We start from the raw sequence: 25,821 nt of genomic DNA, 5'->3' as shown, positions 1-25,821 counted from the left end.
GGTCGCCGGTACTTACTTGGCGCCGATCTCGAAGAGCAGATAGATGAAGGCCGCGAAGAGGTGCCCCACCGCGATGTAGATGATCAGGCGCACCCACAGGGCGCGGGGGAACTTCTCCTCCATGTTGCTGTTGCTCATGGCATGTCTCCGGTGATCGGGCCCAGGCACAGCGTGGCCGTGGGGCTCTGCAGAAGGGTGTGGACGAAGAGGAGCTCGACCCCGTCGGGATCCTGGGCGGCGATGCGGTGCGGGGTCAGCGAGTCGAAGTGCGCGCTCTCGCCGGGGCCGAGCCGGTGCGCGGTGTCGCCGAGCCGTAGCCGCAGCCGCCCCTTGAGGACGTAGAGCCACTCCTCACCGGGGTGCACCCGCACGATGTCGCCCTGCGAGCCGTGCGGGACGCGCACCCGCAGGGCCTGCATCCCGCGGCCGGACGCGCCGGCCTCCCAGTAGGTCCAGCCGCCCGCGGCGGTCGGTTCCATGTCGCCGGCGCGTACGACGGCGTCCTGGTCGGCGACCGTCTCGCCGAGCAGTTCCGAGACGGTCGTACCGTAGATACGTGCGAGGGTGAGCAGCACCGGCAACGACGGCTGGCGCTGCCCGGTCTCCAGCCGGGACAGATGGGCCGCCGACAGTCCGGCGGTGCGGGCCGCCGCCTCCAGCGTGAGAGAGGCCCGGCGGCGCAGGGCGCGAAGCTGTGGCGCGACGACGGGCAGGACGTCACCCTGGCCCGCCGCGGGAGCGGCATCTGGGGCGTTCATGCCTCCATTGAGCCCGAGTATTGCCCAGCAGGCAAAATTCTTGCCTCAGCGGCAAAAGCCCCGAGAGGCGCTCCCGGAACGGCTCCGGCTGCTACGCTGCCCCCGACATTTGAACGCGTTCAAAACCAGGGGGACCAGATGCAGGGAAACGCTCCCGCCGACTGCGACGCCACACCCGCCGCCGCCCTCGGCCCCGTCTCACTGTTCCTGGGGCTGATGGCGGCGGCGGGTTTCGTGCCGTGGCTGACGCTCTTCATGATCCCCCTGATGGCCATCGGCGGCGGACTCGCCGTCACCTTCGGCCTCATGGGGCTCCACTACGCCGGCCGCGGAATCGGCCGGCGGTGGATCACCGTCACGGGCACGGTCCTGGGCGTGCTCGCGCTGGCCTGGCCGTTCGTCGTGCTCGGCCCCTACCTTCCGCTGCTCGGCCTCTGATCAGCGATTGGCCACCGCCTGCTTCACCAGCGTCTTGCCGAAGTCCCACATCAGGCCGCCGCCGCTGTGCGCGTCGTCCATGACGGCAGTGAAGGCGTCCACGAAGCGGTCCACATCCTCCTCGCCGATGACCAGCGGCGGGATCAGCTTGATCACTTCCAGATGGTCGCCGGAGACCTGGGTGAGGATGCGGTGGCGCTGCAGCAGCGGTACGACGACCATCTGTGCGAACAGGCCCTTGCGCGCGGCCTGCAGCATGGTCCAACGGCTGCGCAGCTTCAGCGACTTGGGCCTGCCGAACTCGATGCCGATCATCAGGCCCCGGCCGCGGACGTCGGCGAGCAGCTCGTACTTGTCGATCAGCGCCGCGAGCCGGGACTTCAACTGCTCCCCGGTGGCCCGCGCGTTGGCGACGATCTGCTCGTCCTCCATCACCGACAGCACGGCGAGACCGGCCGCCATGGCCTGGGCGTTGGCCCCGAAGCTCGCCGAGTGCACCAGCACCCGGTCCATCGACGAGTAGACCTTCTTGAAGATCCAGTCCTTGCCGAGCGTCGCCGACACCGGCACGTACCCGCCCGACAGCGACTTCGCCACGCACACCAGGTCCGGTTCGACGCCGTCCTCGTGCTGGTAGGCGTAGAAGTCGCCGGTGCGGCCGAGGCCGGTCTGCACCTCGTCGGCGATGAGCAGCGCCTTGTGCTTGTGCAGCAGTTCCTGGGCGGCGCGCAGATAGCCGGGCGGGGCCTCGTGCACGCCCTTGCCCTGGATCGGCTCGACGATCAGGGCGGCGACGTCGCCCTTCTTCAACTCCCGTTCCAGCGCGTCGAGATCACCGAGGGGGATGGCGGTGTCGGGCAGCAGCGGGGCGAAGCCGTCCCGGAAACCGTCCTCGCCGTTGACCGACAGCGAGCCGGTGGTCAGGCCGTGGAAGGCGTGGTCGCAGTACAGGATGCGCGGCCTGCCGGCGGCGAACCGGGCGAACTTCAGGGCCGTCTCCACCGCTTCCGTGCCGCTGTTGCCGAAGAAGACCCGGTCCAGATGCGGGCTGTGGGTCAGGAGCCGCTCGGCCAGCAGCCCGGGCAGCGGCTGGCAGTCGAAGCGGGTGAGGTCCGCGAGCTGGGCGTCGAGGACGTCGTGCAGCGCCTTGCGGACGACGGGGTGGTGGCGGCCCACGCCCATCACCCCGAACCCGGCCAGCATGTCCAGGTAGTCGTTGCCGTCCGCGTCCCAGAAGTGGGCGCCCTCGGCGCGCTCGTAGACCTTGTCGAAGCCGATGGTGTGCAGCATGCGCGGGAGTTGGTGGTTCAGATACTTCCCGTGCAGCTCGTAGCGCTCGGCTCCGCGCTCGGCCAGGAGAGCGCCGAGGTCGAACTCCTTGGTCATTCAGCCTTCTCCTTGACTGTGCCGCCGGGCTGTTCGCCGACGGCCAGGGTGTCCTCGGCCTCCTTGACGGCGAGGCTCGCGCTGATCCGGCCGGCCACCTCGACGGGGGTCAGGCCGATGTCGGCCAGTACCTCGCTGCGTTTGGCGTGCGCGAGGAACTGCTCCGGAATGCCGAACCGGCGTACGGGGACGTCGACTTCGGCGTCACCGAGTGCCAGCGCCACCGCGGCGCCGACGCCGGCCGCGCGGCTGTTGTCCTCGACGACGGCCACCAGGCGGTGCTCGGCGGCGAGAGGCGGCAGCGCCGGGTCGACGGGCTTGACCCAGCGGGGGTCGACGACGGTGCACGAGATCCCGCGGGCCTCGAGCAGCTCGGCGGCCTGCAGACAGACGGGCGCCATCACGCCGACGGCGACCAGCAGCACGTCCGGCGTGCCCGGTCCGCGGTGCAGGACGTCGAGGCCGCCGACCCGGTCGACCGCCGGGATCCTCGGCCCCACCGACTCCTTGGGGAAGCGCACCAGGGTCGGCGCGTCGTCGACGGCGACGGCCTCGCGCAGCTGGGCGCGCAGCTGGTCGGCGTCGCGCGGGGCGGCGATCCTGAGTCCGGGCACGACCTGGAGGATCGACATGTCCCACATGCCGTTGTGGGAGGCGCCGTCGACGCCGGTGACGCCGGCCCGGTCCAGGACGAAGGTGACCCCGCAGCGGTGCAGGGCCACGTCCATCAGCAGCTGGTCGAAGGCGCGGTTGAGGAAGGTGGCGTAGACGGCGACGACCGGGTGCAGTCCGCCGGTCGCGAGACCGGCCGCGGAGACGGTCGCGTGCTGCTCGGCTATGCCGACGTCCCAGACGCGGTCCGGGAACCGCTCCGCGAACTTGGCGAGGCCCACCGGGTGCAGCATGGCCGCGGTGATCGCGACGATGTCCTCCCGTTCCTCGCCGATCGCGGCGATCTCGTCGCCGAACACCGAGGTCCAGGAAGGGCCGTTGGACGGCGCGAGGGGCTCGCAGGTGAGCGGGTCCATCACGCCGACGGTGTGGAAGTGATCCTCCTCGTGGGCGAGGGCGGGCTCGTAGCCGCGGCCCTTCTCGGTGAGGCAGTGCACGAGCACCGGCCCGTGGAAGCGTTTCGCGCGCCGCAGCGCGGACTCCACGGCCCCGATGTCGTGTCCGTCGATCGGTCCTACGTATTTCAGGCCCAGGTCCTCGAACATGCCCTGCGGGGCGAACGCGTCCTTGAAGCCCTTCTTCGCGCCGTGCAGCGACTCGTAGATGGTGTTGCCGACGACGGGGGTGCGCAGCAGTACGTCCTTGCCCCAGGCCAGCACCTGCTCGTAGCTGTCCGTGGTGCGCAGGGTGGCCAGGTGGTTGGCGAGGCCTCCGATGGTCGGGGCGTACGAGCGCTCGTTGTCGTTGACGACGATGATCAGCGGGCGGTCCTTGGCGGCCGCGATGTTGTTCAGTGCCTCCCAGGCCATGCCGCCGGTGAGTGCGCCGTCGCCGATGATCGCGACGACGTGGCCCTTCTCCCCCTGCACCTGGCGGGCCTTGGCCAGGCCGTCGGCCCAGCCGAGCGCCGTGGAGGCGTGGCTGTTCTCGACGATGTCGTGCTCGGACTCCTCGCGCGAGGGGTAGCCGGACAGGCCGCCCTTGCCGCGCAGCTTGGAGAAGTCCTGACGGCCCGTCAGCATCTTGTGGACGTAGCTCTGGTGACCGGTGTCCCACACGATGCGGTCGACGGGCGACTCGAAGACCCGGTGGAGCGCGATGGACAGTTCCACCACCCCCAGATTGGGCCCGAGGTGTCCACCGGTCCTGGCGACCGCGTGCACCAGGAACTCCCGGATCTCTTCGGACAGGTCACCGAGTTCCGCCTCGGACAGCGCCTTCAGGTCGCGTGGTCCCCGGATGTTCTCCAGAATCGTCACGCTCGGGCCCCCTCTCGGTCCGTACCTTGCTTCAACTCACCGTCACTGCCGGTTTCCCCGTGACGCCGGGGGCATCCGATGCGGCCCCGTCCTGCTCCATCTGCTCGGCGATCTTCATCGCCTCTTCGATGAGGGTCTCGACGATCTTCGACTCCGGTACGGTCTTGATGACCTCACCCTTGACGAAGATCTGGCCCTTGCCGTTGCCGGAGGCGACCCCGAGGTCGGCCTCCCGCGCCTCACCGGGCCCGTTGACCACACAGCCCATGACGGCGACGCGCAACGGCACTTCCATGCCGTCCAGGCCCGCCGTGACCTCGTCGGCCAGCTTGTAGACGTCGACCTGGGCCCGCCCGCAGGACGGGCAGGAGACGATCTCCAGGCGCCGCTGGCGCAGTCCCAGCGACTCCAGGATCTGGATGCCGACCTTGACCTCCTCGGCGGGCGGCGCGCTGAGCGAGACCCGGATGGTGTCGCCGATGCCCTGCGACAGCAGCGCGCCGAAGGCGACCGCCGACTTGATCGTGCCCTGGAAGGCCGGACCGGCCTCGGTCACCCCGAGGTGCAGCGGGTACTCGCACTGCTCGGCCAACTGCCGGTACGCCTCGACCATCACGACCGGGTCGTTGTGCTTGACCGAGATCTTGATGTCCCGGAAGTCGTGCTCCTCGAACAACGACGCCTCCCACAGCGCCGATTCGACCAGCGCCTCCGGGGTCGCCTTGCCGTACTTCTGCAGCAGCCGCTTGTCGAGGGAGCCGGCGTTGACGCCGATCCGGATCGGCGTGCCGTGGTCCTTGGCGGCCCGCGCGATCTCCCTCACCTGGTCGTCGAACTTCTTGATGTTTCCCGGGTTGACCCGCACCGCGGCACACCCGGCCTCGATCGCCGCGAACACGTACTTCGGCTGGAAGTGAATGTCCGCGATCACCGGGATCTGCGACTTGCGGGCGATGGTCGCCAGCGCGTCCGCGTCGTCCTGCGTGGGGCAGGCGACGCGGACGATCTGGCAGCCGGACGCGGTGAGTTCGGCGATCTGCTGGAGCGTGGCGCCGATGTCCGACGTACGCGTCGTCGTCATCGACTGCACCGACACCGGAGCCCCGCCCCCGACCGCCACCGGCCCGACATGGATCTGCCGCGACACGCGTCGTTCGGCGATCGGACGGGCCGGCACCTCGGGGAGGCCCAAGGGAATGGCGGTCACGACGTCACTCCCGGTTTCCGGAGACCGTCTCGCGCATGGCGCGCAGGGACTCCTTCAGCGACCCCATGGTGGCGAGGACGGCGGTGGGCTCGTAGCCGCAGTGCGCCATGCAGTTGGCGCAGCGCGGGTCCTTGCCGCGGCCGTACTTGTCCCAGTCGGTCTTCTCGATGAGTTCGCGGTACGTCGGCACGTACCCGTCGCTCATCAGGTAGCAGGGGCGCTGCCAGCCGAAGAGCGAGTAGTTCGGGATCGCCCAGGCCGTGCACGGGAAGTCGACCTTGCCCTCCAGGAAGTCCAGGAAGAGCGGGGAGTGGTTCAGCCGCCACTTCTTGCGGTTGCCGCCCGCGAAGGCCTTCTTGAACAGCTCGCGGGTCTGCTCCACACCCAGGAAGTGCTCCTGGTCGGGCGCCTTCTCGTAGGCGTAGGCGGGCGAGATCATCATCTCGTCGACCTTGAGGTCGTCGTTGAGGAAGTTGAGCACCTCGATGATGGTCTGCGGGGTGTCGGTGTTGAAGAAGGTCGAGTTGGTGGTGACCCGGAAGCCGCGCCGCTTGGCCTCCTTGATGGCCTCCACGGCCTCGTCGAACACACCCTCCTTCGCCACCGACTCGTCGTGCCGCTCGCGCAGTCCGTCGATGTGCACGGCGAAGGCGAAGTAGGGCGAGGGCTTGAACTTGTCCATCTTCTTGCGCAGCAGCATGGCGTTGGTGCACAGGAAGACGTACTTCCGCTTCGCCACCAACTGCCGCACGATCTCATCGATCTGAGGGTGCATCAGGGGCTCGCCGCCCGCGATGGACACCATCGGGGCACCGGACTCCAGCACCGCCCCGACAGCCTGGGCGACCGGCATGCGCTGCTTGAGCACACCCGCCGGGTGCTGGATCTTGCCGCAGCCCTCGCACTTCAGATTGCATGCGAAGAGAGGTTCAAGCTCCACGATCAACGGGAACTTGTCCCGCTTGCGCAGCTTCTGTTCAGCCAAATACGTAGCGACCTTGATGGACTGGCGCAGCGGCATGGCCATCTGGCTCACCTCCTGGGGAGCAGCAAAGAACGGTGCCAATCGAAAAAAGCCGGAAGAACGGAACGAAGAACGCGGAAGGCAGATATTCCACCGCGTACCGTGCCGATCCGGACGAGTTCATGTTCAGGAGCGTCCACGACCACACGGACGGCCGCAACCGGGCGCTCAGCGGTGCGAACGGCGCTCAGGAGCGTCGCCGCGGATTCCATGTCGACCGCGATTGCGCCGGTCGCGAGCAGATCCGACCGTTCGTGACCACGGACGACGTGATCGGAACCGGCCACCGGACCCCTGTGGACGGTACGTCCGGGCACGGTGCGCGCAAGCTCCTTGACGAGTAGGTCGGTCCCGGTACACCGAACGGTTCCGTCCGGATCGCGGGTCTCCTCGGCGACCACCAGATCGCCGGGGTGCATGCCGGGTGCGAGCCCGGCGCAGAAGCCCGTGGCCAGCACCGCGGCCCCGCCGAGGGCCGGGTCGGCCAGCCTGCGGGTGACGGACCGTTCGGCCGCCTTGGGCCCCATGCCGGTCCGCAGAACGGTGACCGGCCCGCCGGCCCCACTGCGGTCGCCCGTGCGCAGGGCAAGGCGCTCGATGCCCAGCGCACACGCGATCAGCAACGGGGCCGGGGCGGGCTGTGTGCTCATCAGCCCCCCTTGCCGACGGATGTCACGGCGAAGGGCTCTCCGTGCACATACCGGCCGAGTGCGGTCAGCGGGAAGACCTGCCGGTAGAGGTGGTAGTTGATCGAGAAGTCCCAGGGGAAGCCGGTCCCGGTGAAGTAGGGCTCGTCCCAGGAGCCGTCCTCGCGCTGGGTGGCCGCGAGCCACTCGATGCCGCGCTCGACGGCCTTGGAGTCCCGCTCCCCGGCCGCGAGCAGCGCCATCAGCGCCCACGCGGTCTGCGAGGCGGTCGAGGCGCCCCGGCCGCTCCACTCCTTGACGTACTTGTAGGAGCGCAGGTCCTCGCCCCAGCCACCGTCGTCGTTCTGGACCTTCTCCAGCCAGGCCACGGCCCGCCGGATCGCGGGGTGCGAGCCGGGGATCCCGGCGGCGGTCAGCGCGGGGACGACGGAGCCGGTGCCGTAGATGTAGTTGACGCCCCAGCGCCCGAACCACGAGCCGTCCGGCTCCTGTTCGGCCAGCAGCCACTCGATGCCGCGCCGGGTGCGCGGGTCGTGGGAGAGGCCCTCGACGGCCAGCATCTCCACCACGTGCGCGGTGACGTCCGCGGACGGCGGGTCGATGACCTCGCCGAAGTCGCAGAACGGCAGCCGGTTGGGGAAGGGGCTGGTGTTGTCGACGTCGAAGGCGCCCCAGGCGCCGTTCTTCGACTGCATGCCGAGGTTCCAGCGCACCGCCCGGCCGATCGCCTTGTCCACCCGCTCCGGGTCGTGGTGCTTGACCCGGCGCAGCGCGAGGGCCACCTCGGCGGTGTCGTCGATGTCGGGGTAGTTGTCGTTGTGGAACTCGAACGCCCAGCCGCCGGGCGGCAGTTGGGGCCGTCGCACGGCCCAGTCCCCGGGGCGCACGATCTCCTCGCCGAGCATCCAGTCCGCCGCCTTGACGAGCTGCGGATGGTCCACGGGCAGACCGGCGTCCACGAGCGCGATGGTGGCGAGACAGGTGTCCCACACCGGCGACTGGCAGGCCTCGATCATCCGGGCCCCGTCCTCGCGCCACACGGCGAAGCGGTCGAGGGAGGCGAGTCCCTCGCGCAGCACCGGGTGCTGGAGGTCGTAGCCGAGCAGGTAGAGGGCGATGACCGAGTACACGGCCGGCGGCTGGATGCCGCCCCAGCAGCCATCGTTCTCCTGCCGCTCGATGATCCAGCGGGCGGCGGAGTTCATCGCCGCCTTGCGCAGCCGGCGCGGGATGACCTTGCGCGCCTGGTGCAGCGCCCTGTCCAGGCGCTGGAAGGCTCCGTCCCAACTCGCCGCCGGGGCAAAGGGCTTGGGCGGGTTCGGGTTGTTCGCGTCCTGGTGCAGCTCGTCGAGCGCGAACGGCGCGGGCCGCACCGGCCGCTTGGCGGAGACGATCGTCAGCGGCACGATCGTCTGCCGTGCCCAGCACCCGAAGTCGTAGATGTTCAGCGGCATCCACTTGGGGAAGTAGATGAGTTCCGGCGGGAGTTCGGGCAGGTCCTCCCACTTCCACCAGCCGAACAGCGCGAGCCAGATCCGGGTGAAGACACGGGAGGCGGCGACGCCGCCCTGCTCGCGGATCCACGCCGAGGCCTTCGCCATGTGCGGGGCGTCCGGCTCGTCGCCCGCCAGACGCAGCGCGACATAGCCCTCGATGGTGGTGGACAGGTCGCCCGGTCCGCCGTAGAAGGAGGCCCAGGTGCCGTCCTCGCGCTGCTCGCCGCGCACGAACAGTCCGGCGGCGTGCGCGGTGGACTCGTCCAGGATGCCCAGGAACTGACGCAGCAGCAGGTCCTCGGCGTCCATGGTCACATTGGTCTCGAGGTCGCCCTTCCACCAGCCCGCGGCGTCCTGCCGGGACAGCAGGAAGTCGGTGGCGCGTCGGGTCGCGCGTGCGGCGGCGTCGTGCACCCCGGCCGCCACGGGGGTCGTGCTGTCGGTGTCGCTGGCCGAGGCAGCTCGGGGCGGGACGGCCCCGGCGCTTCCGTCGGTCGTCGCTGTCATGGCTTCCCCTTCTTGCAGTCGTGCGTGTCGTGCCTGCTGTGGGTCCGCCGTCGACCGGTGCCTTATACATCTTGTCCGGCACCGGCCGGCGACTACGCGAGGAGTCTTCGACCGATACTGATCATCTCTTTCGTACGACGACGAAGTCGGCGAGCGCCGCGAACTGGGCCCGGACACGGTCGGGCATGTCGATGGCGTCGAGGGCCTCGATGGCGATGGTGTGCTGACGGCGCGCTTCCTCGGCCGTCCATTCGCGGCCGCCCGCCTCTTCGATGAGGGCGGCGCGGGCCGCGAACTCCTCCTCGGAGAAGTTCTCGAAGTCGCTGCTCTTGGCGTCGGCGGCGAGCAGCTCGCCGAGCCGCTCGGAGGCGGCACCGCCCGCCGCGAGCGCGGCCACGACCGGCAGGGACTTCTTGCGCTGGCGCAGATCGCTCCAGGTCTGCTTGCCGGTGGAGTCCGGGTCGCCCCAGATGCCGAGCAGGTCGTCGACGGCCTGGAAGGCGAGTCCGAGGTGGTAGCCGTACTTCTCCATCGTGTCGGCGGTGCGGTCGTCCGCGCCGCCGAGCACCGCGCCGATGGAGGAGGCGCAGGCCAGCAGGGCGCCGGTCTTGTTGCCCTCCATCTCCAGGCACTCCTCGACGCTGACGCGGTCGCGGTGCTCGTAGGAGATGTCCTGGGCCTGGCCGTCGATCAGGGCGCGGGTCGCCGCGGTCAGCCGGCGGGCGGCGCGGCCGGCCTCGACCGTGCCGAGCTCCAGCAGGACCTCGTTGGCGAGGGCGAACAGGGCGTCGCCCACCAGGATCGCCTGGGCGGGGCCGTGCACCTTCCAGACGGTGTCGCGGTGGCGGCGCTGCTCGTCGCCGTCCATCAGGTCGTCGTGCAGCAGCGAGAAGTTGTGGACCAGTTCGACGGCGACCGCGCCGGGGATGCCGGCCTCGGGCGCCGCACCGGTGACCTCGGCGGAGAGCACCGCGAGCGCGGGACGCACGGCCTTGCCGCCGTCGCCGTCCGCGGGGTTGCCCTCGGCGTCGATCCAGCCGAAGTGGTAGGCGGAAACGGTGTCCATGGGAGGGGCCAGGCGGTCCACGGCCGCCTTCAGTACCGGTGTGGCAAGGGTCCGGCCGCGCTCCAGGAGCGCGGTCACGTCCACCGCGGTCCTCCGCGCGGCCGTCTCGGCCGGGGGCACAGTGGGCACAGTCTCTCCTCTTTCTGCGGTGCCGGAGGTGTGGGGGCCTGCCGCGTGCTGCTCGAGCATCAAGCCGCCTCCTCGAACTCGAAGAGGTCGCTGGGGCGGGACCGGCCCAGGGCGCTCAACGCGGCGTCGGCCGCACTCACACCACTGCGGACCGCACTCTCCATGGTCGCGGGCCACCCTGTGGCGGTCCACGCTCCGGCCAGATAGAGGCCGGGGGCCTTGGTGCGGGCGCCGGGCCGCAGCCGTCCGACGCCGGGGGTGGGTGCGAACGTCGCCGTGCGCTCCCTGGTGACGAAGAAGTCCTTCACTTCGGCACCGCGGGTTGCCGGAAGCAGTCGTTCCAACTCGGGCAGGTAGCGCTCGCGCAGGGTGGCGACCGGTGCGTCGATCTCGTCGTGCGCGGCCGACTGCGACAGCGCGAGGTACTGGCCCTCGCGCAGTCCGGACGCCGCGGTGCGGTCGAAGACCCACTGGACGGGGGTGCCGAGGGCCGCGAAGAACGGCCTGCTGAGCACCTTTCGGTCGTAGACGACATGGACGTTGAGGATCGGCGCGGTGCCGATGTCCAGCAGCTGGTCAGGGTGGTCGAGGGCGCCGTCGGGCAGCAGCTCGTGGGCCTCGCGCTGGGGTACGGCGAGCACGACGGCGTCCGCCTGAAGCGTCTCGCCGGGAACCTGAACGCTCCAACGCCCGTTCTCGTCAGTAGAGATGGAGGTGACGCGTGTACGGACTTCGGTGCGCACGCCCGCGGAGTCGAGCGCCTTGCGGGCGAGCCGGTCGTGCAGTTCACCCAGCGGGACATGGGCCCAGCCGATGTCGGCCGCGCCCGGGTCGGACAGCAGACCGGTCTTGAACACCATCGCGGCGAGCCCCAGCGAGGCGTCGCCCGCGACCGCGTTGAGGGTGGCGACCCCGACCAGGTCCCACAGGGCCTCGACGGCACGCGCCGACTGGCCGTGCGCGGCCAGCCAGCTGCCGAAGTCCTGGGTGTCCAGGGTCGGATCGGCGAGGTCGAGCCCCTTGAGCGCGAGCGCGGCACGCCCCACCTTGGCCCGCTCGGCGAGCGAGAGATGCGGATAGGTCGCAAGGCTGCGCCCCAGATGCAGGGGTACGGGCAGCGGGTCGCGCCGCAGCCTGCCCAGCCGCCGCCCCTCGGGCTTGCCGATGTCGAGGACGGGCACGTCGAGACGATCCTGCAGCGGCGCCAGCGCCGTCCCCTCGATCCGGTCGAGGAACCAGCGGTAGGCGGTGCAGCAGCGCAGGTAGACGTGCTGTCCGTTGTCTACGGTCAGTTCGCCGCGCTGGAAGGAGAAGGCCAGGCCGCCCAGTCTCGGCCTGCCCTCGATCAGGGTGACGCGGATGCCCGCGTCGGCGAGCGCGAGCGCGGCGGTGATGCCGGCGAGCCCGCCGCCGATCACGACGGCGTCCCGTGCGGGACGCCCCGGCATGCCCGCGAGCGGCTCGTCGGAGCCGGTGTCGTCGGTCATCGTGCACCCTCCCCTGCGCGGCCTCCGTGCTGTTCGAACGGTGCACGGTCGGCCGTCGCAGTCAGGGACGCCGTCCCCGCCCGGAGGGTTGCGTGCCGCTTTTCGCCGGTGGAATCACCTTGGCCCGTTTTGTCCATCAGGCGCGCCTCCTGACGGTCCTGGTCACATGCCGGGCGTCCAGGCCGGACAGTCCGCGTACGGCGACATACGCCTTCTCACGCCCGGGCAGCGAGACCCGGCCGCGCAGCACGGCCTCCGGGTCCCGCTCGATGCGGTCGAGCAGCCGGCGGTAGATGCCGGCCATGGCGGCGACGCAGGCTCCGCTGCGCCGGTCGAGCATGGGGAGCAGCCGGTAGCCCTCGGCGAAAAGGGCGCGGGCCCGACGCACTTCGAAGTGCACGAGGCCCGTGAAGTCGGAGCCCTCCGGTGGGGTCGGCCCGCTGAACCCGGCCGAGCACCCGAATTTCGCGAGGTCGTCGGAGGGCAGATAGGTGCGTCCGCCCTCGGCGTCCTCCCGGACGTCTCTGAGGATGTTGGTGAGCTGCAGCGCCAGCCCGAGCGTGTCCGCGTACTCCGCTGCCCGCTCGGCGCCGCGCGCGCCCCGCTCGGTGCCGAACACCCCGAGGGAGAGCCGCCCGATGGCGCCCGCGACACAGCGGCAGTAGACCTTCAGGTCGTCCCAGGTCTCGTACGTCTCGCCGCGTACGTCCATCAGCACGCCGTCGATCAGCTCGTCCAGGCCGCCGAGCGGGATCGGGAAGGCGTCGGCGGCATGGGCGAGTGCGACCGCGACGGGGTCGGTGTCGTCCTCGGCGACCGCGCCCTCGCGCACCCGGGTCAGCAGCGCCCGGGTCTCGTCGAGTCTCGCCGTCTTGACGTCGTCCGCCAGCTCGCCGTCGCCGATGTCGTCGACGCGCCTGGAGAACGCGTACAGCGCCGACATCGCCCGCCGCTTGGGCGTCGGCAGCAGTCTGATGCCGTACGCGAAGTTACGGGCCTGCTGCCCGGTGACGGCCTCGCAGTAGCTGTAGGCGGCGAGTACCGGCGCGGACACGTGTGGTGGAGACTCCACGGTCCGGATCACCCCTCTCCTCGCAGAGTCACGCCCACCTCGCGCAGCAGCCGGCCCTTGCCGGGCTTGGGCGGGCCGTGAAGTACGTCGTATTCAGCGGCGGCGATCGCGTGGATCGCCGCCCTTCCCCCGGCCACGAACCCCGCGAGCAGCAGCCTCAGCCTGCCGTGGACGCTACCCACGAGAGGGGCGCCTTCATTCAGGAGATCCCGGGCGCGTTGTGCCTCGTACGCGACCAGTGCGCGCACCGATGCGCCCGCGGTGGATGTGGCGAGATCCGCCTCTTGAACACGGAACTGCTTCATGTCCTCGGCGGGCAGATAGACACGGTCGCGGCCGAGGTCCTCGGCGACGTCCTGCAGATGCTCGACGATCTGCAGCGCCGTGCAGATCGCGTCCGACAGACGGATGCGCTCGGGGGTCGAGGTGCCCGTGACGGACAGGACGAGACGGCCGACGGGGTTGGCTGACAGCTCGCAGTAGGCGAGCAGGTCGTCGTAGGTCTCGTAGCGGCTGACGAGCTGGTCCTGGCGGTTGGCCGCGATCAGGCCGAGAAAGGGCTCCGGGCTCAGGCCGTGGCGCCGGACGGTCGGCTGGAGGCGGCGCAGCAGCGGGTGGTGCGGGGTCGAGTCGAAGACCCGGTTCAGGTCCTGCTCGAAGGCGTCCAGGAGGAGCAGCCGGTCCTCGGCGTCCTCGGGCGGGACGCCGAGCAGACGGGCGTCGGCGCCGCCGGGGGCCAGGTCGCCGTCGCCGATGTCGTCGACGAGGCGGGCGAAGCCGTACACCGCCATGAGGTCGGCGCGCCAGGCCCGGGGCAGGAAGAAAGGAGCCACGGGGAAGTTCTCGCCCGCGGCCTTGTCGAGCGTGCCGCGCTCCGGATCACCGGCGTACGAGGCGCCGGTTCCCGTCACCGGTGGCCGCCCGCGGCGGGGACGGCACATGCTCCGCCGAGCTGGGGAGTTTCCGTAGCCATTGCCGTCACATCTCCCGTTCTACACTGCCGACCCAATGCATACTATTTCGGACACGCCGCCCGGCCCTCGGCGCGGTCGTCCCGCTTTTGGGTGTCGCGCATTATCGCCCCACTTGCCGCCTTTCGGGACCGGTACAGCTTACGTTGTACAACGCAGCGAGCTTCGCTGGGGTGTCCTGCACATCACAACAACACACCGATTGGCTTCAAGATTCCTTGGGCGGGACCGAGTTGACGTTTCCTTTGCAGACGCGGGGCCCCGCCGGAACAGTTCCGGCGGGGCCCCGCGAAGCGTGCTGGGCCTGTCGGCCCATGGGTGAGTGGACTACTTGCCCGTGAACTTCTCGTACTCCTTGAGGACCTCGTCGGTGGGCCCGTCCATGCGCAGCTCGCCGCGCTCCAGCCACAGGACGCGGTCGCAGGTGTCCCGGATCGACTTGTTGTTGTGGCTGACCAGGAACACCGTGCCGGCCTCCTTGCGCAGTTCACGGATGCGCTCCTCGGAACGCTTCTGGAACTTGCGGTCGCCGGTCGCCAGCGCCTCGTCGATCATCAGGACGTCGTGGTCCTTGGCCGCGGCGATGGAGAAACGCAGCCGGGCCGCCATGCCGGAGGAGTAGGTGCGCATCGGCAGGGTGATGAAGTCGCCCTTCTCGTTGATGCCCGAGAAGTCGACGATGCCCTGGTAGCGCTCCTTGATCTGCTCGCGGGACATTCCCATGGCGAGCCCGCCCAATATGACGTTGCGCTCGCCCGTCAGGTCGTTCATCAGGGCCGCGTTGACGCCCAGCAGCGAGGGCTGGCCGTTGGTGTAGACGCGGCCCTTCTCCGCCGGGAGCAGGCCGGCGATGGCGCGCAGCAGGGTCGACTTGCCGGAGCCGTTGGAGCCGATGAGGCCGACGGCCTCGCCGCGGTAGGCGACGAAGGAGACGCCCTTGACGGCGTGCACCTTGCGCACCCCGCGCTCCTCGCCGCGCTTGACGATGCGGCTGAGGGCGGCGGTGGCGCTGCCCTTGCCGGTCTTGGCGCCGTGGACGCGGTAGACGATGTGCAGCTCGTCGGCGATGACGGTGGGGATCCGTCCGCCGCCCTGCTGGTCGATGTGCTGGTCAGCCACGGCCGTACCTTTCCTCCGCCTTCCAGAAGTACAGGAAGCCGCCCAGGGCGACGAGAACGGCCCAGCCGGCCGCGGCGGCCCAGACGTGGTCGGGGAGGTTCTCGGAGCCGTAGCCGTCGATGAGCGAGAAGCGCATCAGGTCCATGTAGATGGCGGCCGGGTTCCACTGCAGAACGGTCGCCGTCCACTCCGGCTTGTCGGCCAGCATGATCGGGATGGAGAACATCACGCCGGACGCGTACATCCACGTCCGCATGATGAACGGCATCAGCTGCGCCAGGTCCGGGGTCTTGGCGCCCGCCCGGGCCATGATCAGCGCGAGTCCGCTGTTGAAGAGGAACTGCAGCGCGAGCACCGGGACGATCAGCAGCCAGGACAGGTCCGGGATGCTGCCGAAGCCGACGGCCACCGCGAACAGCACGATCATCGAGAACAGCAGCTGCTGGAGCTGCTGCAGCGCGAAGGAGATCGGCAGGGAGGCGCGCGGGAAGTGCAGTGCGCGGACCAGGCCGAGGTTGCCGGAGATCGCGCGCACGCCCGCCATCACCGAGCTCTGGGTGAAGGTGAACACGAAGACGCCGGTGACCAGGAACGGGATGTAGACGTCCTTCGACATGCCCCGGCTGGCGTTCAGGATGACGCCGAAGATGAAGAAGTAGACGGCCGCGTTCAGCAGCGGTGTCGCCACCTGCCAGAGCTGGCCGAGCTTCGCCTGGCTGTACTGGGCGGTCAGCTTCGCCCGCGAGAAGGCGAGGATGAAGTGACGCCGGTCCCAGAGCTGGCGGATGTACTCGACGAGCGTGGGGCGGGCGCCGCTCACGGTCAGGCCGTACTTGGCGGCGAGCTGGCCCGCCGTAAGGCCCTCGTCGGGTGACACGGCCGGGCTCAGGGCGACCGTGCCGTCGTGGGTTGACTCACTCACTGGTGGAAACTTTCGTCCTCGGGATGCGCGGCCCGTGCGGGCGGAAGCTCGGGACCCGGGACGGGTCCGCGTCGCTCGTACATGGGAAAAAGCTTGTCAGATCACAGGGGGCCGGCCCAGTCGGGTCAGCCGCCACACCGTACGCCATTTCATGGGCTTGCGCGGCCCGCACGCAGTGGTCCAGCCTTCCCGGAACCCGCCGAACCATGCCCGCAGCGCGGGCCGCGAGGGACGGCGGACGAGGGTGAGCAGCATCCAGACGCCGAGATAGACCGGGACCAGGAGCGCGGGGAGGTTGCGGCGGGCCAGCCAGACCCGGTTGCGGGCGACCATGCGGTGGTAGACCGCATGCCGCGAGGGTGCGGTCGTCGGGTGGTACAGCACCATGTCGGACCGGTAGTCGATCATCCAGCCGGCGTCGAGGGCGCGCCAGGCCAGGTCGGTCTCCTCATGGGCGTAGAAGAACTCGTCCGGCAGTCCGCCGACCTCGGCGAAGACCTGCGTACGCACCGCGTTGGCGCCGCCGAGGAAGGTGGTGACCCGGGAGGAGCGCATCGGGTCGGCGGCGCGCAGCCGCGGGACGTGCCGGCGCTGGGTGATGCCGGTCTCGGGGTCGGCGATGCGGAAGCTGATGATGCCGAGCTGCGGGTCGGCCGCGAAGGCCTGCCGGCACAGCTCGGCGGTGTCGTGGCCCGCGAGGAGCCCGTCGTCGTCGAGGAACAGCAATATGTCGACATCGCGACCACTCGGGCCGAAGGCCTCGATGCCGACGTTGCGGCCGCCGGGGATGCCGAGGTTCTCGGGCAGCTCGATCGTACGGACGCCGTCGGGGACGTCCGGCACGGGCGAGCCGTTGCCGACCACGACCACCTCGACGCGGTCGCCGTCCTGCTTGGCCACCGAGTCGAGCAGGGCGCGCAGCTCCTCGGGGCGGTTGCCCATCGTGATGATCACCGCGCCGACCTTCATGGCGCTCACTTCAGCCTGCTGGAGGCCAGGATGGACACGAGGTGCAGCAGGGTCTGCAGCAGTGCGATGCCGGCCATCACCGCCACCCCGAGCCGGGAGAAGAAGAGGTCCCCGCGCGCCTGGTCGGCGAAGGCCAGGACCAGGATCACCAGGGAGGCCTCGATGCCGAGGATCAGCCGGTGGAACTTGAACGCGGCGGCGGCCCGGCGGGCCAGCGCCATGCCGGAGGAGCGCATCTCGGCGGCGGCCTCCTTGACCGGCGGCATCCCGGCCTGGTGGCGGGCGACGCCGACCAGGTCGGTCTCGGCCTTGATCAGGATCGCGCCGAGCGCGGCAAGCGTGCCGAGGAAGGCCCACAGCCAGTCGATACGGCCGCTGCCGAACAGGTCGGCGGCGCGCAGCCCGAAGCCGACCAGCACGGCGGCGTCGGTGAGGTAGGCGCCGACCCGGTCCAGGTAGACGCCGTTCATGGAGTACTGCTTCTTCCAGCGCGCGATCTCGCCGTCGACGCAGTCAAGGAGCAGATACATCTGGACGCAGACGACGCCGAGCACGGCGCCCCAGACCCCGGGCACGAGGAGTGCCGGGGCCGCGAGCACGCCGAAGACGGTCATCAGGTACGTGAGCTGGTTGGGCGTGACCCTGGTGTTCACCAGGTAGCGGTCGACCCGCAGGGACACCTCGCGCATGTAGAGGCGCCCCATCCAGTGCTCACCGCTGCGCCGGTCCTTGACCCCTGCGGGGTGGACGACCGGACGGAGTTCAGCTACCGATGGCCTTGACATAGTCGGCGTATGTGTCCTTGATCTGGTCGGTGGTCAGGTCGAGGTGTTCGAGGATGGTGTAGCGGCCGGGCCGGGTCTCCGGGGCGTACTCCACGACGCGGACGAACTCGTCCACCGTGAAGCCGATCTCCTCCGGGAGCACCGGAAGCCCGTGCCTGCGGAGCACCTCGGCCGTGTAGGCCGACTCCTCGTGCGCGCCGCGCAGATACATCGCGAAGGCGGCACCGAGGCCGCACTGCTCGCCGTGGCTGGCGGCGCGCTTGGGGTAGAGCAGGTCGAAGGCGTGGTTGATCTCGTGGCATGAGCCCGAGGCGGGGCGGGAGTCGCCGGAGATCGACATGGCGACACCGGTGAGCACCAGTGCCTCGGCGAGGACCTGGAGGAAGTCGTTGTCCCCGATGCCGCCGGGGTGGCGCAGCACCGCCTCGCCGGCCTGGCGGGCCATGGCGGAGGCGAGGCCGTCGATCTTCTCCCCGGTGACGCGGTTGGACAGCTCCCAGTCCGCGATCGAGTTGATGTTGGAGATGGCGTCGCCGATGCCCGCCCGTACGAAGCGCGCCGGCGCCTCGCGGATGACGTCGAGGTCGACGACGGCCGCGATCGGGTTGGGCACGCCGTAGGAGCCGCGGCCCGCGTCGTTGTCGAGGGTGGCGACCGGCGAGCACAGACCGTCGTGCGCGAGGTTCGTCGGTACGGCGACCAGGGGCAGCCCGACCCGGGCCGCGGCGAACTTCGCGCAGTCGATGATCTTGCCGCCGCCCAGGCCCACGACCGCGTCGTACCGGCCGGCCTTTATCTCGCCGGCCAGCCGCACGGCGTCGTCGAGGGTGCCGCCGCCGACCTCGTACCAGGTGGCGCCGGGCAGTGACGGTGCGAGGCGCTCGCGCAGCCGGGCGCCGGAGCCGTTGCTCACCGCGACGGCGAGCCTGCCGGAGGTCGAGATGCGCTCGTCGGCGAGCACGCCCGCCAGGTCGTCGAGGGCACCCGGGCGGATGTCCACGACGAGCGGCGAGGGGATGAGCCGGGTCAGTACTGGCACGCGATCTCCCGTCCGCGGGCGAGATCGTCGTGGTTGTCGATCTCGACCCACTTGACGTCGCCGATCGGCGCCACGTCGATCCGGAAGCCGCGGTTCACGAGCTCCTGGTAGCCGTGCTCGTAGAACTGCTGCGGGTCGCTCTCCCAGACGGCCTTGAGGGCGTCGGCCAGCTCGGGGGCGGCGTCGCCCTCGATCAGGGTGACGCCGATGTACTCACCGGTGGCCTCGGCGGGGTCCATCAGCTTGGTGATCCTCGTCATCCCCTTCTCGGGGTCGACGACGACCTTCATCTCCTCGTCGGCGAGGTCCTTGACCGTGTCCAGGGCGAGAATGATCCTCTTGCCGTCGCCGCGCGCGGCGAGCAGCGTCTTCTCGACGGAGACCGGGTGGACGGTGTCGCCGTTGGCGAGGATCACACCGTCCCGCAGGGCGTCACGGCCGCACCACAGGGAGTAGGCGTTGTTCCACTCCTCGGCCTTGTCGTTGTCGATGAGGGTGATCTTGAGGCCGTACTTCGCCTCCAGGGCCGCCCTGCGCTCGTACACGGCCTCCTTGCGGTAGCCGACGATGACCGCGACCTCGCTCAGGCCGATCTCGGCGAAGTTGCCGAGGGTGAGGTCGAGCACCGTGATCGAGTCCTCTATGCCCGCGGGCCCCACCGGCACCAGAGCCTTGGGCAGGCTGTCGGTGTAGGGGCGCAGGCGGCGTCCGGCGCCGGCCGCCAGCACGAGGCCGATCATGCGGTTTCTCCTTCGTCGTGTACTGCGGGCGCCCCTGCGGACACCCAGAAGCGGATGCTCTCCACGAGCACCAGCAGGGCGACGACCACGGCGAGGACCGTGAGCGCGACCTTGAACTGCGAGGCGGTGAGCACCGCGGCGAGGACGGTGACGAGCAGCGTCCGCCCCTCGTGTCCCCCGATGGCGCGCACCAGCCAGGCCGGCGGCGCTCCGGCGCTGCCGCGGATGCGGTACACCGTGTCGTAGTGATGGTAGGCGACGGCCGCCACCAGGCCGAAAGCTGCGGGCAGCACGCCGTTCACCCCGGATTTCGCCGCGAGGATCAGGACGGTGCCGTACTCGGCCGCCCGGAAGAAGGGCGGGACGAGCCAGTCCAGGGCGCCCTTGAGGGGGCGGGCGACCGCGGCGCCGGAGAGCAGGACGTAGGCGACGGCGCCCAGCACGGTGGGCCATGCGGCGCCCCAGATCGCGGCGGGGATCACCACGAGGAGACCGGCGGCCGCGGCGGCGACGGGGGCCGGGACGCGCGGGGCGAACCGCGCCACCGCCCCGGCGAGCGGTCCGCCGTCCGCGAGGTCCGCCAGCGCCTGCGCGGCGCGGTCGGTGCGCCGGGCCTTGCGGGTCAGCGACCTGAGCACGCGGCCCGCCGTGGTGTACGTCGCCGCGAAGGCGCAGCCGATGAGCAGGACGTAGTAGGTGATGCGCGGGGTGGTGACCGCCGTCAGGACCGCGATCATCGCCCAGCGCTCGCCGATCGGCAGCACGATCATGCGCCGTATCCACACCGTCCAGCCGACGCTGTCCAGCTTGTCCGAGAGGGCGGCGGTGGGGCTGGTGTTGGCGGTGGCGTCGTGGTTGGCCTCGTTGAAGGAGAAGTCCACGACGTGCCGGCAGGTCTGCAGGACCATCGCGCCGAGCGCCAGGGCCCATACGTCGTCGTCGCCGCGGGCCGCGCCCAGCGCGAGGCCCGCGTAGTAGGCGTACTCCTTGGCCCGGTCGAAGGTGGCGTCCAGCCAGGCGCCGAGCGTGGAGTACTGCAGGGAGTAGCGGGCGAGCTGTCCGTCCGTGCAGTCCAGGACGAAGGAGCAGATCAGCAGGATGCCCGCGGCGACAAAGCCAGTGCGGGTGCCGGTGGCCGCGCAGCCCGCCGCGATCAGCGCGGTCAGCAGGGAGGCGGTGGTGACCTGGTTCGGGGTCAGGCCCCGGCGGGCGCACCAGCGGGCGATGTAGCGGGAGTACGGGCTGATGAAGAACGTGGTGAAGAAGCCGTCGCGGGACTTCACGGCCGACTTCAGGCGTATGGCCTCGTCGTCAACGCCGGCGACGGCCTGCCGTGCTTCGTTGCGGGCCTGCGGGTCGGCCGGTACCTCGGCGACCAGGCTGCCCAGCTCGGGGCGGTGGACGTCGGTGCCGTCGGCGTCGAGGGCCGCGACGATGCGGTCGGCGAGGTTGTCCACGACGACGGTCGCGCCGCCGCCCGCGGAGTTCTCGCGGGCCATGGCGCGGGTCAGCGCCTGACGGCCGGCCGGCTGGGCGGTGACGGCGCCGGGGATGGCGGCGAGCGGGAAGCGGGGGTCGGTGAGGCCGAGGCGCAGGGCGTGCAGATGGCCCACGAAGCGGGCGTCCACCACCGCGACCCGCTGGTCGCCGGGGACCTGCGCGAGGAGCGTCTCCGCGTCCGCGGCGTCGGCCGCGGACCGGACGTCGTAGCCGAGGGACCGCAGATCGCCCTCGATCGACGATCCGGGGACCGGCTGACCGGTGAGGATGGCGGTCGACAACCGAACTCACTCCCTGGGTGCCGACGCGCTGGCGCCGGTCATGTGCTGGGTACGGGCGCCCCTGGCTGCACCAGGCGGGCGGCATGTCGGCAGAGGCTATCGGATGCCAGGAGAGCGGCGTTCACCGCCCGTTAACTAGCCGATCAACGCAGTCTCCACCGGCCTTTGCCGCGATCATCATCGGGGATCCGGGGTCCCGCTCACAAACCGCGGGGAGCAGACCAGGCATCACGGACATTGGGGATCGCGGGGTCGGGGCCGACATAGGGTGGGCGACCATGACATGGCTGATCACAGGCGGAGCCGGATACATAGGGGCCCATGTGGCGCGGGCCATGGCCGGCGCCGGGGAGCGCGTCGTCGCGCTGGACGACCTCTCGGCCGGGAACCCCGCGCGACTGCCGTCGGACGTACCGCTCGTCGAGGGCTCGTCGCTCGACGGCGACCTGCTGAAGCGGGTGTTCGCGCGGTACGCGGTGACCGGTGTCGTCCACCTCGCGGCGCGCAAGCAGGTCGCCGAGTCCGTGGCACAGCCCACGCGCTACTACCGGGAGAACGTCGGCGGCCTCGCCACCCTGCTGGACGCGGTCGCCGAGGCCGGGATCGGGCGGTTCGTGTTCTCCTCGTCCGCTGCCGTCTACGGCAGCCCGGACGTGGACCTGATCACCGAGGACACGCCCTGCGCGCCGGTGAACCCGTACGGCGAGACCAAGCTCGCCGGTGAGTGGCTGGTGCGGGCGGCGGGCCGGGCGCACGGCATCTCCACGGTGTGCCTGCGCTACTTCAACGTGGCGGGCGCGGCCGCGCCCGAGCTGGCCGACACGGGCGTGTTCAACATCGTTCCCATGGTCTTCGACCGGCTCACCCGCGACGAGGCGCCGCGGATCTTCGGCGACGACTATCCGACACCGGACGGCACCTGCGTCCGCGACTACATCCACGTCGCCGACCTGGCCGAGGCCCACCTGGCGGCGGCCCGCAAGCTGGACACCGGCGCCGACGGCGATCTCACGGTGAACATCGGCCGCGGCGAGGGCGTCTCCGTCCGCGAAATGATCACCACCATCGGAGAGGTCAGCGGTGAGAGGCGTGCGCCGCTCGTCGAGGCCCGCCGCCCGGGCGACGCACCTCGCGCGGTCGCCTCGGCCGAGAGGGCCGCCAAGGAACTGGGCTGGACCGCCCGGCGCGGGGTGCGGGAGATGGTGGAGTCGGCGTGGGCGGGGTGGCAGTTGCATCACGAGAGGTGAGCTGGGGCCCACCCCGTGCGGTGGCGGGGGAACCGGGGCGGTGTGGGGTGGGTGGGGGTGCGGTGCAGAATTGAGGTGGGTGGTGCGCCCCCGGGGCGGAATGCAGCCGTCCGGCGCGGAGGTGCGTCCTGACCCTCACAGCACCGCCCGGACGGTTCCCCGCCGATCGCTCCGGGCACGATCAACCACCGGGCCCCTCTTCCGGCGCCCGGCCGGCGACGGCCGCGCCCCGCGGTGCACGCGGGACATGCGGGTGCGCCGTGAAGTGCCGGGAGTGCCGGTTTCGTACGGCAGACTTGGGGCGCGAAGACCTATGCGAAGGATGGGTATGCCGATCACACCTGCCACCGCGACGCACACTCCGTCGAACGGCACCGCTGACGCGATTCTGCTGGAACTGGTCGACGAGAACGGCGTCACGATCGGCACCGCGGAGAAGCTCGCCGCCCACCAGCCGCCGGGGCAGCTGCACCGCGCCTTCTCCGTCTTCCTCTTCGACGAGCACGGCAGGCTGCTGCTGCAGCGGCGGGCGCTGGGCAAGTACCACTCCCCCGGCGTGTGGTCCAACACCTGCTGCGGCCACCCCTACCCCGGCGAGGCGCCCTTTGCGGCGGCGGCCCGGCGGACGTACGAGGAGCTGGGTGTGTCCCCCTCGCTGCTCGCCGAGGCGGGCACGGTCCGCTACAACCACCCGGACCCCGACTCGGGCCTGGTCGAGCAGGAGTACAACCACCTGTTCGTCGGCCTGGTGCAGTCCCCGCTGCGGCCGGATCCGGAGGAGGTCGGCGAGATCGCCTTCGTGAGCCCCGAGGAGCTGGCGGAGCGGCATGCCAAGGACACCTTCTCGTCCTGGTTCATGACCGTGCTGGACGCGGCGCGTCCCGCGGTCAGGGAGCTGACCGGCGCGTCGGCCGGCTGGTGACGCCCGCGGCGGCCCCGGGGCTCAGAGCGCCCGCACGGGTTTGAGCGGCAGGGCGGCCCAGATCACCTTGCCGCCGCTCGAGGTGTGTTCGACGTCGCACACACCCCCCGCCTCCCGGGCGACCTCGCTGACCAGGAGCAGCCCCCGGCCGCCGGTCTGGCCGTGGTCGGCCTCCAGGGCGGTCGGGCGGTAGGGGTGGTCGTCCTCCACGGACACCCGCACCCACTCCGCGCCCACGGCGACCTCCACCGCGAGCATCGGCGACAGCACGGCCGCGTGTTTGACGGCGTTGGTGGCCAGCTCGGAGACGATCAGCAGCAGGCCGTGGACGAGGTCGTCGGAGACGGGCACCCCCTGGCGGTGCAGCAGGTCGCGCACGGCGTGCCGCGCCTGCGGGACGGAGGCGTCGACGGCGGGTGCGGTGAACCGCCAGACGCCTTCGTACGGCAGCGGATCCGTCGGCCCCGGATCTCGGGGCCCCTCGGCGCCGCCCTCTGGGCGTGGGCCGGGCCCACGCCCGTGGTCGTCCATCGTCCGGTCGCCACCCTCGCGCTCGATTGTCACCACAAGTCGAGTGTTGGTTCCGACCCGCCCCGCTCCGGATGACTGAACACAAGTCAGCGGATATCGAGCGTTTATGACCGTTGGCGCACGACACAGCCAGTTGCGGGACCGCTCCTGTCCCCTCCGGAACCGACTTCGCGAACTTTTCGGGTTGTAGTGCGAGACCGCTAGCATCCGGCTCATGGAGCCCCAGCTGCTGCACGGTGTCGCCGACTCGGTCGCCACCGTCGTCATCCACCACCCGGCCAAGCGCAACGCCGTGACGGCCGCGATGTGGGCCGCGCTGCCGCCGCTGCTCGATCGCCTCGCGGCCGATCCGGACGTACGGGCGCTGGTGCTGACCGGCGAGGGCGGCACGTTCTGCGCCGGGGCCGACATCTCCACGCTGCGGGAGGCGCCCGAGGAGGCGCAGCAGCTCGCGGTGCGCGCCGAGGAGGCCCTGGCCGCCTTTCCGAAGCCGACGCTGGCCGCGGTGCGCGGGCACTGCGTGGGCGGCGGCTCGCAGCTCGCGGCGGCCTGCGATCTGCGGTTCGCCGAGGAGGGCGCGCTGTTCGGGGTGACGCCCGCGAAGCTCGGGATCGTCTATCCGGCGTCCTCCACCCGACGGCTGGTGTCGCTGGTGGGCCCGGCGGCCGCGAAGTACCTGCTGTTCTCCGGAGAGCTGATCGACTCGGCGCGGGCGCTGCGCACCGGCCTGGTGGACGAGGTGCTGCCGGAGGACCAACTCGCCAAGCGGGTCGCGGAGTTCACCCGGATCCTGGTGTCCCGCTCACAGCTCACCCAGGCCGCGGCGAAGGAGTTCGCGAACGGCCGCGCCGACCGGGACGCCCACTGGGGCGAGCAGGCGCGCGGCAGCGGCGACACCGCGGAGGGGGTCGCCGCGTTCCTGGAGCGCCGTCAGCCGCGCTTCACGTGGTCGGTTCCTTCCCCAGGATGAACCGGCTCATCGAGCGGATCAGCTCGACGACGTCCGCGGGCGCCTTGTGCGGGGACCCGGCGTCGTAGGGCGGCTGCGGGTCGTACTCGATACCCAGCTGCACGGCCTGGGCGACGACGTCCCCGGACATCCGTCCGAGCAGCGTGAGGCCCATGTCGATGCCGGAGGAGACCCCGGCGGCGGTGACGTACTTGCCGTCGATCACCACCCGCTCCCCCGTGGGCTCGACGCCGAACCGCTTCAGTTCGTCCAGGGCCAGCCAGTGCGAGGTCGCGCGGCGGCCTTCGAGCAGGCCCGCCGCGGCGAGCAGCAGGGAGCCGGTGCACACCGACGTCGTCCAGGTGCTGGTGGCGTCGGCGGTGCGGATCCAGTCGAGCAGCGCCCCGTTGTCCATCTGCGGGGTCTGACCCGGGCCGCCCGGGACGACGACGACATCGGGGTGCGGCACCTCGGCCAGGGTCCGGTCGGCGACCAGCGCGAGGTTGCCGCCCTCGGTGCGCACGGGACCGGTCCGCTCGGCGACGAAGACGACCTCGGAGTCCGGCAGACGGCTGAGGGTCTCGTACGGTCCCACGGCGTCGAGGGCGGTGAAGCGGTCGTAGAGGACGATCGCGAACTGCATGGTTCCCCCTTTGGTTCGGCTTGTTCGGCTTGATCGACTGGTTCGGCTGATGCGC

General features: G+C 70.7%; 26 protein-coding genes. 4 read left to right on the top strand and 22 right to left on the bottom strand.

Annotated elements, in window-relative coordinates:
• Nucleotides 1-12: 12 nt before the first annotated feature.
• Together MQN93_RS04740 and MQN93_RS04735 are read right to left on the bottom strand one after the other, a co-directional pair.
• Complete coding sequence (locus MQN93_RS04740) at nucleotides 13-138, bottom strand: DUF6126 family protein (RefSeq protein WP_016431350.1); 126 nt, start codon at nucleotides 136-138, stop codon at nucleotides 13-15.
• Nucleotides 135-758, bottom strand: coding sequence for a helix-turn-helix domain-containing protein (locus tag MQN93_RS04735; protein ID WP_242708420.1), 624 nt, complete (start codon nucleotides 756-758; stop codon nucleotides 135-137). The genes MQN93_RS04740 and MQN93_RS04735 overlap by 4 nt, the downstream gene beginning before the upstream one ends.
• A gap of 138 nt (nucleotides 759-896) precedes the next feature.
• Here MQN93_RS04735 and MQN93_RS04730 point away from each other — a divergent pair, with 138 nt between their 5' ends.
• Complete coding sequence (locus MQN93_RS04730) at nucleotides 897-1,196, top strand: hypothetical protein (protein ID WP_242708419.1); 300 nt, start codon at nucleotides 897-899, stop codon at nucleotides 1,194-1,196.
• On the opposite strand, the gene MQN93_RS04725 is transcribed toward MQN93_RS04730, so the two are convergent.
• The 18 genes from MQN93_RS04725 to MQN93_RS04640 form a co-directional block, all read right to left on the bottom strand.
• Nucleotides 1,197-2,582: an aspartate aminotransferase family protein gene (locus MQN93_RS04725; RefSeq protein WP_242708418.1), complete on the bottom strand. Its 1,386-nt coding sequence runs from the start codon at nucleotides 2,580-2,582 to the stop codon at nucleotides 1,197-1,199.
• Nucleotides 2,579-4,513 carry a 1-deoxy-D-xylulose-5-phosphate synthase gene (gene dxs / locus MQN93_RS04720; protein ID WP_016431354.1) on the bottom strand — a complete coding sequence of 645 codons (1,935 nt, stop codon included), beginning with the start codon at nucleotides 4,511-4,513 and terminating at the stop codon, nucleotides 2,579-2,581. The genes MQN93_RS04725 and dxs overlap by 4 nt, the downstream gene beginning before the upstream one ends.
• Nucleotides 4,514-4,544: 31 nt before the next feature.
• Nucleotides 4,545-5,720: a flavodoxin-dependent (E)-4-hydroxy-3-methylbut-2-enyl-diphosphate synthase gene (gene ispG / locus MQN93_RS04715; protein WP_016431355.1), complete on the bottom strand. Its 1,176-nt coding sequence runs from the start codon at nucleotides 5,718-5,720 to the stop codon at nucleotides 4,545-4,547.
• 4 nt (nucleotides 5,721-5,724) lie between these two features.
• Nucleotides 5,725-6,747, bottom strand: coding sequence for an adenosyl-hopene transferase HpnH (hpnH, locus tag MQN93_RS04710; RefSeq protein WP_016431356.1), 1,023 nt, complete (start codon nucleotides 6,745-6,747; stop codon nucleotides 5,725-5,727).
• A gap of 5 nt (nucleotides 6,748-6,752) precedes the next feature.
• A complete protein-coding gene (locus MQN93_RS04705) occupies nucleotides 6,753-7,394 on the bottom strand; it encodes a phosphorylase family protein (protein ID WP_016431357.1) in 642 nt (213 codons plus the stop codon).
• Entirely contained in the window at nucleotides 7,394-9,394 is a 2,001-nt protein-coding gene (shc, locus tag MQN93_RS04700) for a squalene--hopene cyclase (RefSeq protein ID WP_016431358.1), read from the bottom strand. The genes MQN93_RS04705 and shc overlap by 1 nt, the downstream gene beginning before the upstream one ends.
• A gap of 121 nt (nucleotides 9,395-9,515) precedes the next feature.
• Entirely contained in the window at nucleotides 9,516-10,580 is a 1,065-nt protein-coding gene (locus MQN93_RS04695; RefSeq protein ID WP_037780080.1) for a polyprenyl synthetase family protein, read from the bottom strand.
• 68 nt (nucleotides 10,581-10,648) lie between these two features.
• Nucleotides 10,649-12,076, bottom strand: coding sequence for a hydroxysqualene dehydroxylase HpnE (gene hpnE / locus MQN93_RS04690; RefSeq protein WP_372504265.1), 1,428 nt, complete (start codon nucleotides 12,074-12,076; stop codon nucleotides 10,649-10,651).
• Nucleotides 12,073-12,213, bottom strand: coding sequence for a DUF6380 family protein (locus MQN93_RS04685; RefSeq protein ID WP_234024309.1), 141 nt, complete (start codon nucleotides 12,211-12,213; stop codon nucleotides 12,073-12,075). Before MQN93_RS04685 ends, hpnE begins: the two co-directional genes overlap by 4 nt.
• Nucleotides 12,213-13,160: a presqualene diphosphate synthase HpnD gene (gene hpnD, locus MQN93_RS04680; RefSeq protein WP_242708417.1), complete on the bottom strand. Its 948-nt coding sequence runs from the start codon at nucleotides 13,158-13,160 to the stop codon at nucleotides 12,213-12,215. Before hpnD ends, MQN93_RS04685 begins: the two co-directional genes overlap by 1 nt.
• Nucleotides 13,157-14,089, bottom strand: a complete 933-nt coding sequence (hpnC, locus tag MQN93_RS04675; RefSeq protein ID WP_278190264.1) for a squalene synthase HpnC — start codon at nucleotides 14,087-14,089, stop codon at nucleotides 13,157-13,159. The genes hpnD and hpnC overlap by 4 nt, the downstream gene beginning before the upstream one ends.
• A 357-nt stretch (nucleotides 14,090-14,446) precedes the next feature.
• Entirely contained in the window at nucleotides 14,447-15,238 is a 792-nt protein-coding gene (locus MQN93_RS04670; protein ID WP_016431363.1) for an ABC transporter ATP-binding protein, read from the bottom strand.
• Nucleotides 15,231-16,160 (bottom strand): ABC transporter permease, encoded by a 930-nt coding sequence (locus MQN93_RS04665; RefSeq protein WP_016431364.1) that lies wholly within the window; start codon nucleotides 16,158-16,160, stop codon nucleotides 15,231-15,233. Before MQN93_RS04665 ends, MQN93_RS04670 begins: the two co-directional genes overlap by 8 nt.
• Before the next feature lie 96 nt (nucleotides 16,161-16,256).
• On the bottom strand, nucleotides 16,257-17,129 hold the full coding sequence (locus MQN93_RS04660; RefSeq protein ID WP_037780081.1) for a glycosyltransferase family 2 protein: 873 nt from the start codon (nucleotides 17,127-17,129) through the stop codon (nucleotides 16,257-16,259).
• Nucleotides 17,130-17,134: 5 nt separating this feature from the next.
• The gene (locus MQN93_RS04655) at nucleotides 17,135-17,914 is read right to left on the bottom strand and encodes a CDP-alcohol phosphatidyltransferase family protein (RefSeq protein WP_242708415.1); all 780 of its coding nucleotides are present in this window, start codon (nucleotides 17,912-17,914) and stop codon (nucleotides 17,135-17,137) included.
• Nucleotides 17,892-18,953 carry an iron-containing alcohol dehydrogenase family protein gene (locus tag MQN93_RS04650; RefSeq protein WP_016431367.1) on the bottom strand — a complete coding sequence of 354 codons (1,062 nt, stop codon included), beginning with the start codon at nucleotides 18,951-18,953 and terminating at the stop codon, nucleotides 17,892-17,894. Before MQN93_RS04650 ends, MQN93_RS04655 begins: the two co-directional genes overlap by 23 nt.
• Entirely contained in the window at nucleotides 18,941-19,693 is a 753-nt protein-coding gene (locus tag MQN93_RS04645; RefSeq protein WP_242708414.1) for a phosphocholine cytidylyltransferase family protein, read from the bottom strand. Before MQN93_RS04645 ends, MQN93_RS04650 begins: the two co-directional genes overlap by 13 nt.
• Nucleotides 19,690-21,474: a DUF5941 domain-containing protein gene (locus MQN93_RS04640; RefSeq protein WP_242708413.1), complete on the bottom strand. Its 1,785-nt coding sequence runs from the start codon at nucleotides 21,472-21,474 to the stop codon at nucleotides 19,690-19,692. The genes MQN93_RS04645 and MQN93_RS04640 overlap by 4 nt, the downstream gene beginning before the upstream one ends.
• Before the next feature lie 278 nt (nucleotides 21,475-21,752).
• Here MQN93_RS04640 and galE point away from each other — a divergent pair, with 278 nt between their 5' ends.
• A complete protein-coding gene (gene galE, locus MQN93_RS04635) occupies nucleotides 21,753-22,721 on the top strand; it encodes a UDP-glucose 4-epimerase GalE (protein WP_242708412.1) in 969 nt (322 codons plus the stop codon).
• 328 nt (nucleotides 22,722-23,049) lie between these two features.
• Entirely contained in the window at nucleotides 23,050-23,643 is a 594-nt protein-coding gene (gene idi / locus MQN93_RS04630; protein ID WP_016431371.1) for an isopentenyl-diphosphate Delta-isomerase, read from the top strand.
• Between the two features lie 21 nt (nucleotides 23,644-23,664).
• On the opposite strand, the gene MQN93_RS04625 is transcribed toward idi, so the two are convergent.
• On the bottom strand, nucleotides 23,665-24,174 hold the full coding sequence (locus tag MQN93_RS04625) for an ATP-binding protein (RefSeq protein WP_242708521.1): 510 nt from the start codon (nucleotides 24,172-24,174) through the stop codon (nucleotides 23,665-23,667).
• Between the two features lie 214 nt (nucleotides 24,175-24,388).
• On the opposite strand from MQN93_RS04625, the gene MQN93_RS04620 reads away from it, so the two are divergent.
• On the top strand, nucleotides 24,389-25,144 hold the full coding sequence (locus MQN93_RS04620) for an enoyl-CoA hydratase/isomerase family protein (protein WP_242708411.1): 756 nt from the start codon (nucleotides 24,389-24,391) through the stop codon (nucleotides 25,142-25,144).
• Here MQN93_RS04620 and MQN93_RS04615 read toward each other — a convergent pair.
• Complete coding sequence (locus MQN93_RS04615) at nucleotides 25,116-25,766, bottom strand: DJ-1/PfpI family protein (protein ID WP_242708410.1); 651 nt, start codon at nucleotides 25,764-25,766, stop codon at nucleotides 25,116-25,118. The two genes, MQN93_RS04620 and MQN93_RS04615, sit on opposite strands and share 29 nt — an antisense overlap.
• Between the last annotated feature and the right edge of the window lie 55 nt (nucleotides 25,767-25,821).

It is taken from the genome of Streptomyces spinosisporus, from assembly GCF_022698145.1.
In the GTDB taxonomy this organism is placed as follows: Bacteria; Actinomycetota; Actinomycetes; order Streptomycetales; family Streptomycetaceae; genus Streptomyces; species Streptomyces spinosisporus.
This window is presented reverse-complemented; position numbering and strand designations above follow the sequence as displayed.